The organism is Microcystis sp. LE19-10.1B, from assembly GCF_027530565.1.
GTDB classification, from domain to species: Bacteria; Cyanobacteriota; Cyanobacteriia; order Cyanobacteriales; family Microcystaceae; genus Microcystis; species Microcystis aeruginosa.
Window position 1 is genome coordinate 1 of sequence record NZ_JAPZQM010000075.1, and the last position, 8,237, is coordinate 8,237.

9 protein-coding genes are annotated in these 8,237 nt (G+C 41.4%); 5 read left to right on the plus strand and 4 right to left on the minus strand.

Going from position 1 to position 8,237, the window contains the following annotated elements:
- Positions 1-351: 351 nt before the first annotated feature.
- Both O9332_RS02720 and O9332_RS02725 read left to right on the plus strand, forming a co-directional pair.
- Positions 352-627, plus strand: a complete 276-nt coding sequence (locus tag O9332_RS02720) for a hypothetical protein (protein ID WP_002732855.1) — start codon at positions 352-354, stop codon at positions 625-627.
- A gap of 190 nt (positions 628-817) precedes the next feature.
- Positions 818-961, plus strand: coding sequence for a hypothetical protein (locus O9332_RS02725; protein WP_288023531.1), 144 nt, complete (start codon positions 818-820; stop codon positions 959-961).
- Here the strand turns inward: O9332_RS02725 and O9332_RS02730 are convergent.
- A complete protein-coding gene (locus O9332_RS02730) occupies positions 899-2,056 on the minus strand; it encodes an NAD(P)/FAD-dependent oxidoreductase (protein ID WP_002763872.1) in 1,158 nt (385 codons plus the stop codon). The two genes, O9332_RS02725 and O9332_RS02730, sit on opposite strands and share 63 nt — an antisense overlap.
- Positions 2,057-2,177: 121 nt before the next feature.
- Here O9332_RS02730 and O9332_RS02735 point away from each other — a divergent pair, with 121 nt between their 5' ends.
- Together O9332_RS02735 and O9332_RS02740 are read left to right on the plus strand one after the other, a co-directional pair.
- Positions 2,178-2,819, plus strand: coding sequence for a Uma2 family endonuclease (locus O9332_RS02735; RefSeq protein ID WP_002763870.1), 642 nt, complete (start codon positions 2,178-2,180; stop codon positions 2,817-2,819).
- Between the two features lie 24 nt (positions 2,820-2,843).
- Positions 2,844-3,485 (plus strand): Uma2 family endonuclease, encoded by a 642-nt coding sequence (locus tag O9332_RS02740; RefSeq protein WP_002763869.1) that lies wholly within the window; start codon positions 2,844-2,846, stop codon positions 3,483-3,485.
- Here the strand turns inward: O9332_RS02740 and recN are convergent.
- The 3 genes from recN to O9332_RS02755 all read right to left on the minus strand — a co-directional run bounded on the left by recN (position 3,462) and on the right by O9332_RS02755 (position 7,307).
- Positions 3,462-5,216 carry a DNA repair protein RecN gene (recN, locus tag O9332_RS02745; RefSeq protein ID WP_002763867.1) on the minus strand — a complete coding sequence of 585 codons (1,755 nt, stop codon included), beginning with the start codon at positions 5,214-5,216 and terminating at the stop codon, positions 3,462-3,464. The genes O9332_RS02740 and recN overlap by 24 nt on opposite strands.
- 248 nt (positions 5,217-5,464) lie before the next feature.
- Positions 5,465-6,145 carry a two-component system response regulator RppA gene (gene rppA, locus O9332_RS02750; RefSeq protein ID WP_043999551.1) on the minus strand — a complete coding sequence of 227 codons (681 nt, stop codon included), beginning with the start codon at positions 6,143-6,145 and terminating at the stop codon, positions 5,465-5,467.
- 103 nt (positions 6,146-6,248) lie between these two features.
- A complete protein-coding gene (locus O9332_RS02755; protein WP_002763865.1) occupies positions 6,249-7,307 on the minus strand; it encodes a DUF2157 domain-containing protein in 1,059 nt (352 codons plus the stop codon).
- Positions 7,308-7,485: 178 nt separating this feature from the next.
- Here O9332_RS02755 and O9332_RS02760 point away from each other — a divergent pair, with 178 nt between their 5' ends.
- Entirely contained in the window at positions 7,486-7,956 is a 471-nt protein-coding gene (locus tag O9332_RS02760) for a DUF29 domain-containing protein (RefSeq protein WP_002763864.1), read from the plus strand.
- Positions 7,957-8,237 lie beyond the last annotated feature (281 nt).

The following is an 8,237-nucleotide window of genomic DNA, read 5'->3' on the forward strand; positions in this document are numbered from 1 at the left end:
ATTAGACCTCTTGCATAAATCCGAAAACAAACGATAGAAACAATAATGGGAGGGACTTTCAGTTAATTATTTATTAGTAGTTGATAATCTTCAAAAATGTTGCTGTACAAGGATCGACTTAAGACTTTTGCAAGAGGTCTAGTGACCGCTAACCACTTTCCCTGATTTCCCTACTATATTTTGTGTTTTTTGTCAAGGGGTTTTTGGGGTTTTAGTAAAGATGTGACGGGATAGGACTGTTTTGATCAGGACTATTATTGATGAAATCGATAGAATAACGATAGGGGAAGCTTGATTGTTTGCCTTAACCGACAATTTTTATTGTTAATCAACTTTGACCAGACCATCACCATGAATGAACCACCTAATAGCGCTGGCGATGAAATCCAATTACCCCGGGGAGAAAGAGTTGACCAGCTAAGACATCTGATCGAAACCCTACGCATTGCCGATGAAGTGGCCAATCGCGGTTATTTGATTACCAGCGCCGAAGTGGCCGATTTAATGGATATTAATCCAGGGGCCGTTACCAGTCGCGGCGACCATTGGCCGTGGCGAAATTGGGTAATCTCCCGGGTCAGACGCGAGGGAAACCAAATTCTTTGGCAATTGGAAAAAGTCGATTAGGATTAATGGCAACCATCAGTTAATTTCTCTCTTGACTTTTGTCAATTAGCAATTAGGGTTTGCTAAATAAATCTAAAAACCTTGTTGGGTAAGACTTTTAGACTTTTGGTCAATCAAAAAGTCCCAGATCTGGGAGGGATCGGGGGGAAAATCCCTGGACTTTTTCCCTGAAAATTAGGTAATTTACCAGATGAAAATGGGTAAAAACCTACACCCCACACCCCACACCCCACACCCCACACCTCACACCCTGTCCCCACGAAAAACTTTTTCAGCAAACCCTAATTATCTCGTCATTTTCCCCCAGCAGATGACGCGCAAAACGTCGAGCTAGGGGCGGAGCCGATACAAGTGTACTGGTAAAACCAGAAAATACCTGCAATCCCACTTTATCGGCGATCGCTCCCACCAGAGGCCGTCCCGAGGGGGCAAAGGCCACTAGGCAATGATGACAGCTGCCGGGGAGAGAGGCTAAAGAGGGCAGCAATGTCCCCACGGCGGCGCGTATTGCTTTTTCCCCCGTCAGAGGGTTTAAACTCCCGCCTGGATCGGTGATAATGGCGCTAATTTGCCCTAGATAAAGACTTTGATCCCGGAATTGTACCGCCCCCGTTTCTAAAACACTGGCAATTATTTCTGGGGTTTCTCTCTGCCAAATGCCCTGCTTTTCTAGTTGGGTGATTTTTTGCTCTAATACCAATCTGGCAGGAATTGCAGGCATAACTAGGGTGTTTAATTTGATCTCAGTGGGGGGAATTTTGATCACCTGGGCATGGGTAAAATAGACGGGAGCAGTAATACCGGATTTTTGCAGTAAAGACCGAGTTAATCCCCCGGCACAGACGATAGTTTCCCCGGCAGAATAATTATTTTTAGGAGTTTTTACGCCGGTAATTCTCGATGCAGTTTCAATTAATTCGATGACAGCTTCCCGAATAATCTTGCCTCCCAGACGCAGGAAAGCTTGTTGATAGGCAAGATTAGTTTTTTCGGCGTTAATGTGACCGTGGGGCAGTCGTAAAACTCCGGAGATAGCTGCGGGATTTAATAGAGGTTCTAAAGCGATCGCTGCCTGCGGATCGAGAATTTCGGGGGTAATAGCAAAGATAGCAAATTTTTCGGCCACAGTGACCGGATCATCTTCGGGGTTAACGGTGAGAATTAGCTCTATGTCCCGGTATTCATTATCTATGCCCAATTCCTGGGATAAATTGCGCTGAATTTCTCGACCTTCTTGATATAATTTTCTCTGGATTTCTGTGGTGGCCGACCAATAGGCTAAACCCCCGTAACTGTAGAAAGTGGCGTTGAGGGGATGGGTTTCTTTTTCTAATAAGAGGACTCGACTGCCTAGGTTAGCTAGTTCATAACTTAAGGCGGAACCGGTGATACCACCACCGATAATTATGTAATCATAAGTTGTGGTCATAATTGGGCTAATTTTTTCTCAATTAATCTATTCTATCATTATACTTGCTCAGTTCCCTGGTTCTGATTTAAGCAATAATTGCTATAATTAGAGGAAAAGTTGAAAGCGGGACTGGATAACTATGCAACAGTTAGAAACTAAGGGGATAACTGACCGATGGATTAAAGCTAGTTGGGAAGAATACTTAGCAGCAATTAACCACCTCCCAGAGAATCAAGGAAAAAGTTATTATTACAATGGCTATTATCGATTAGAAATGACTCCTATTGGATTTGAACACGCTAGAGATCATCACGTTGTCTTTTTGGGGGTGAGTCTCTACGCTATCCTCAAAGAAATTCCTTTTCAAGGACTCCCCACTTGTTCTTATCGTAAAAGAGGAATTAGAGAAGTGCAGCCAGATATATCTTGCTATCTAGGAGAAAAAGCGAATCTGATACCAAATGGGACTTCGATTATTGATTTAAATCAGTATCCTCCACCAGATTTAGTCATTGAAATCTCAAAATCTACCCTCAATGATGACTTAGGTAATAAACGCTTACTCTATGAAGAATTAGGGGTTAGTGAATACTGGAGTGTTAAGGTAGATGACCCTCAAATATTCGCTTTTGAAATAATCGATCGAGGTAGTAAAAGAATTGATATATCAAAGGTTTTACCTAATTTAAAACTTGCGGTTTTAGAGTCAGCTTTACAACAGGCACGCAGCAAGGATCAAAGTCAGGTGGGACGTTGGTTAATCAGTCAATTTCAAGGTTAACCCCATAAAATCGAGGCTAATATTATGCAACAGCTAGAAACTACTATCTCGACAGATTTATGGATTAAAGCTAGTTGGGAAGAATACTTAGAAGCAATTAAAAACTTCCCAGAAAATCAAGGAAAAAGTTATTATTACAATGGCTATTATCGATTAGAAATGACTCCTATTGGTAACGATCATGCCAGCGATCATGCTATTTTGATCTTCGCTGTTAGTCTCTATGCTACCCTAAAAAATCTGACCTTTAATGCCAAAGATAATTGCAGTTTTCGCAGGTCTGGTTATCGAGAAGTTCAACCGGATATATCTTATTATTTTGCAGAGAAAGCTAATCTGATTCCCTACGGTACTTCGATTATTGATTTGAATCAGTATCCCCCACCAGATTTAGTCATTGAAATCTCAAAATCTACCCTTAATGATGACTTAGGTAATAAACGCTTACTCTATGAAGAATTAGGGGTTAGTGAATATTGGAGTGTTAAGGTAGAGTATCCCCAAATATTCGCTTTTGAAATAATCGATCGAGGTAGTAAAAGAATTGATATATCAAAGGTTTTACCTAATTTAAAACTTGCGGTTTTAGAGTCAGCTTTACAACAGGCACGCACCAGAGATCAAAGTCAGGTAGGACGTTGGTTAATCAGTCAATTTCAAGGTTAAATCCTGCTGTTTTTTGGCAGCCGCTTTCTCCAATAAAGACTCGGCAAAAGCGATGGCATCTGCTGCCGAATTTCCTCCCGTTAATTGTGCCAATTCTTCCCTTCTCGTCTGACGATTATCAAGAGAAGTAACCCGGACAACTGTGCGAATTTCCGAGAGATTAGTGGGATTATCTTCGGCAATCATTTGTTTATAAACGCGAAAATGGTGATCAGCTAAAGCAGCCACTAAAGGTTGATGGGTAACGCACAAAACTTGATATTGTTGACCTAATTGATCTAATTTATCGGCAATTGCCTGGGCAACTTTTCCCGATACTCCCGCATCAATTTCATCAAAAATTAGGGTTGCTGCTGCCGATTGGGATTGGGAAAAACAGGACTTTAACGCTAGGAGAAAACGACTCATTTCTCCTCCGGAAGCGGTACTGGATAAAGGTTGGATTTTTTCCCCTGGATTGGGACTAAAATAAAATACCACTTGATCGACTCCCAGACTGCTAGGATTACCCGGGTCAATCCGACAGACAAAAATCACCTTTTCCATGGCTAAAGGTTTTAATTCCTGTACCAATTGTTTTTCTAGTTGACTAGCGGTTTGTTGTCGCAAAAAGGTCAACTGGGTGCTAGTTTCTCGATAGATGTTTTCCTGTTGCTGACAAATTTTTTCTAATTCTTCAATGGATTGTCCTTCTCCCGTCAACTCCGCTAATTCCTGCTGTAATTTCTGATAATAATCGAGCGCTTCGGCTAAACTTGGGCCATACTTGCGACAAATGCGCTTAAGTTGGACAATTCTCTCTTCTATCTCGTTCAATCTCTCGGGATCTGCCTCTAGACTATCCCCATAAACGTTGATTTCCTGTCCCGCTTCCACCACCTGATTTAATGCCGATCGCACCATCTCTAAAATTGGCTCTAAACTTGTATCATAAACCATCATATTTGTCAAGATATTTTCAGCTTTTCCTAACAAATCGGCGACGGCCGGTTGATCGCGATCGTTTTGGTAGAGGAGTTGATAGACTTGATAGCTGGAATTTTGCAAATCGACAGCGTGGGAGAGTCGGTTTCTTTCCTGTTCCAACTGTTCCAACTCGTCAGCGTCAGTTAAATTAGCTGATTCTAGTTCTTTTAGTTGATATTCTAATAAATCTAATCTCTGTAGGCGATTTTGTTCCGATTGCAACCTATTATTTAAAATATTCTTGCTTTCTTGCCAGTTAAGGTAGGCTGTGGCTACCTTTTCCCGCTGCCGCAGCAGCGATTCACCCCCGTAGAGATCTAATAATTCCCTCTGTCGATTAGCGTCCATTAACTGAACTGTTTGACCTTGGGCGGTGATTTCTACCAAAAAATCTCTTATTTGCGCCATTTGTTGGCGATTAGCGACGACTCCGTTAATCCGAGAACGAGAACGCAAGGAATTATTAGTAATCACTAATTCCCGGCTGATGGTCAGACTATTATCTTCTAATGGGTCAATTTCCTGACTTTCTAGCCAAGCAATTAATTCTGGAGTCAGAGAAAAAGTCGCTTCTAGGGTTGATTGTTGGCTTCCCTGACGGATGACGCGATGATTGACTTTACCACCGAGAACAATATCGATCGCATCTAATATAATTGATTTTCCTGCCCCCGTCTCACCGGTCAGTACATTTAATCCGTTCCCGAAAGTTAATTCTAAGCGATCGATGAGGGTAAAATTTTGAATTTGTAGGCAGGATAACATATATCAGTAATCAGTAATCAGTTGCTAAGTAGGTAGGCGTTAAAAATTATCAGACACCCCCCTTATTAAGGGGGGATTAAGGGGGGATTAAGGAGGGACTAAGGGGGGATCGGCACCCCCCTTATTAAGGGGGGACTAAGGGGGGATCGGCACCCCCCTTATTAAGGGGGGCAGGGGGGATCGAACCTAAAATCCATTTTTAATTTAATTATAACCAGTTACTTATTCTCATTATCTTTCAGCATCCCCTAATTTTCCCCGAAACGGTAGCCCTTCCCATAGACAGTATTAATTAGAGGTGTTTCTCCGGCCGCTTCGATTTTACGACGCAGTAAGCGCATCAGGGCAGGAACCACATTACTATTAGGTTGCTCCCCTTCTGACCAGAGATGCTGATAAATTTGTTCATGGGTGAGAAGTTGACCTGGATGGGTCATAAATAAAGTCAACAATTGTACTTCTTTTGCTGATAAACTGATCGTGCGACCGTGACGATAAGCCACTTGATTTTCGCTATCGAGTTCTAAATCAGCACATTTTAGTTTACTGCTATTACTAGCTTCAAAATTGGGAGAACGACGCAATAAAGCGCGGACTCTCGCTAATAATTCTCGCAGTTGAAAGGGTTTGACTAAATAATCATCAGCGCCGGCATCTAATCCCGCCACTCGATCGTCTATGGTATCCTTAGCGGTTAGAAACAAAACGGGAGTGGTGTCCCCTTGATTGCGTAAATATTGACAGATTTGTAATCCGGATTGCTGGGGTAACATCCAATCGAGAATTAAGAGGTCATAATTATTCTCTTGTGCCAATTCTAACCCCGTCCGACCATGATCAGCAATATCAACTTCATAGCCTTCTTGAGCAAGAATTTGTTCTAAGGGTTCGGTTAATTCTTTTTCATCATCAACGATAAGTATTTTCATAAAAGTAAAAAAGATGGTGTTGGGTTTTGGGGTTTTGGGGTTTTGGGGTTTTTTAGTTGAATCTCCCCATTTCCCCATATCCCCATGTCCCCATTTCTCCTAATTATCGATCTTTGGGGAATAAATTGCGCCATTCGAGAGGGATATAACTTTCAAGAAATCTAGCCATGGTTTGGTAATGACGCTGATACAAAACTCCCATATAGATAATACCAAGTCCTAGGACGGTTAGGGCAAAGGGAAAGAAAATTGAATCGGCAAAGATACGATAGGAGAGATAGGAAAGATAGGCAAATACTCCGACACCTCCGAAAACCACAAATAATCTTCTTTTTAGCAGGACGGATAATAACATCAATCCCAAGTTAATTAGACAGTACAAAAATCGTTGCGCTTCATTATCATCGATTAGGAGAGATAGACTAAACCAAAACATAATTAATCCGAATAGGTATAGCCAAAAAGCAAAATCTCCCCGACTGCGACGCTGACGTACATCAATTAAATAGGCAGTTATTAAACAGGCAATTCCAAACCAAAAGGATACCCACAGTCGCATTCTCCATATATATTCGTTCTCTCCAAATAGCAAAGGGGTTAAGTCCATTGACATATACCACAGACTAAAGGCGATCGGTGCAGTTAAAAAAGGAAATTTAACAAATCGCAAAGTTATTAATCCTGCGATAATCGTGCCTAATTCCATTAAAAACCAACCGCCTTTAGTCCAGGTATAGAAATCTGGATAAATGGCCATATTTCCGGCTTGCCAGTATCCTGTCCAGCGTTGTAAACCGTAGATTGCTAAGGGAGTCATTGCCACTGCCATGGTAAATAAAAGGCCGCCGGGGATTTTGAGATTTTGCTGAAAATAGAGATTTTTCCCCGCAAAAATAAAACAAATTGCATAAAACAGGGCGATAAAAAATAGTCCTGCACCACCGAAACTCTCCCAAGCTTCGTTCATAAACCACCCCAGGGCAGAGATAACAATTAATGCCCCAAAATAATAGGCCACATTAGCAAAATTAAAGCGAGGGCGATTAACTTCATCTTCTTGGGGATAACGGGATAAAAAAGCCGTCCATAAATTTTCAGCTTGGCTGGCAGTAATTAGGTTTTGTTGTACCGCCCAATCAAAATCTTCTCTTTCTAGTCTCATAATATTCTCTAGTCCTTAAGCTAAGATGTATTTTAACCGCTTATCCTAAGGATAAGGGAATAGGGCATAGGCGCAGATGTTAAATCCTGTAGTAAAACTTAACATTTACCGATTGCAACATCCGAAATCTGCAAAATAGAGTATAATTCAATCTATATTAACTATTATCGAAGACATCATGATAACTAAATCAGAACTCTATGAACAAGATTTTCAATTATGGCTGATAACAACAATAGGTCAGTTAGAACAAGGAGATTTTCAGGCATTAGATGTATCTCATTTGGTTGAGGAGTTAAAAGAATTGGGTAAATCAGATAAAAATGCCTTGGAAGGAAATTTAATGATTTTGCTGGCTCATTTACTGAAATTAAAAGTACAATCCTCCGCCCCTGAAAGCATGAAATCTAGCTGGTATAGCTCCATTGTCGAACACAGGGAACGAGTTGTCGCCTTACTAGAAAACACCCCTTCTTTGAAATCTCATGTAGCAATCGCCATCGATAAAACCTATCCTAAAGGTCGCAAAATTGCCATCAAGGAAAGTAAATTGGCTGACTTTGGAATTGCGATTCCTCCAGAGGAAGCATATCCCTTAGACTGCCCTTTTTCCTTAGAACAGATTCTTGATGAAGATTTCTATGGCTGATAATTCATATTTAATCCATCGGCTAAGACACTTTCAAAATGCTTCTAAAAAGTCTTCAAATCTCAAAAACTGGGAAGCTATACAAGTCACATCTGTCTCCCGATACTAAGCGATTCGACTGACTTTAAATAGAGCTTACAAGGCAACATCTCAAAAACCGCTGAGAGGTAAGATGAAAGCCACGACAGCATCTCTGGCCTCTCAGCCTATCGCCTGTGGCTGTTAGGTAGTGTCTAGCTAGTGACCAACTTCCAGGCTGAGACTGTTCTGGGGAGCCGCCC

What these genes read in the sequence shown, in the direction of transcription:
- O9332_RS02720 (WP_002732855.1), top strand. Translation starts at nt 352, where the DNA reads ATGAATGAACCACCTAATAGCGCTGGCGATGAAATCCAATTACCCCGG.
- O9332_RS02725 (WP_288023531.1), top strand. Translation starts at nt 818, where the DNA reads ATGAAAATGGGTAAAAACCTACACCCCACACCCCACACCCCACACCCC.
- O9332_RS02730 (WP_002763872.1), bottom strand. Translation starts at nt 2,056, where the DNA reads ATGACCACAACTTATGATTACATAATTATCGGTGGTGGTATCACCGGT.
- O9332_RS02735 (WP_002763870.1), top strand. Translation starts at nt 2,178, where the DNA reads ATGCAACAGTTAGAAACTAAGGGGATAACTGACCGATGGATTAAAGCT.
- O9332_RS02740 (WP_002763869.1), top strand. Translation starts at nt 2,844, where the DNA reads ATGCAACAGCTAGAAACTACTATCTCGACAGATTTATGGATTAAAGCT.
- recN (WP_002763867.1), bottom strand. Translation starts at nt 5,216, where the DNA reads ATGTTATCCTGCCTACAAATTCAAAATTTTACCCTCATCGATCGCTTA.
- rppA (WP_043999551.1), bottom strand. Translation starts at nt 6,145, where the DNA reads ATGAAAATACTTATCGTTGATGATGAAAAAGAATTAACCGAACCCTTA.
- O9332_RS02755 (WP_002763865.1), bottom strand. Translation starts at nt 7,307, where the DNA reads ATGAGACTAGAAAGAGAAGATTTTGATTGGGCGGTACAACAAAACCTA.
- O9332_RS02760 (WP_002763864.1), top strand. Translation starts at nt 7,486, where the DNA reads ATGATAACTAAATCAGAACTCTATGAACAAGATTTTCAATTATGGCTG.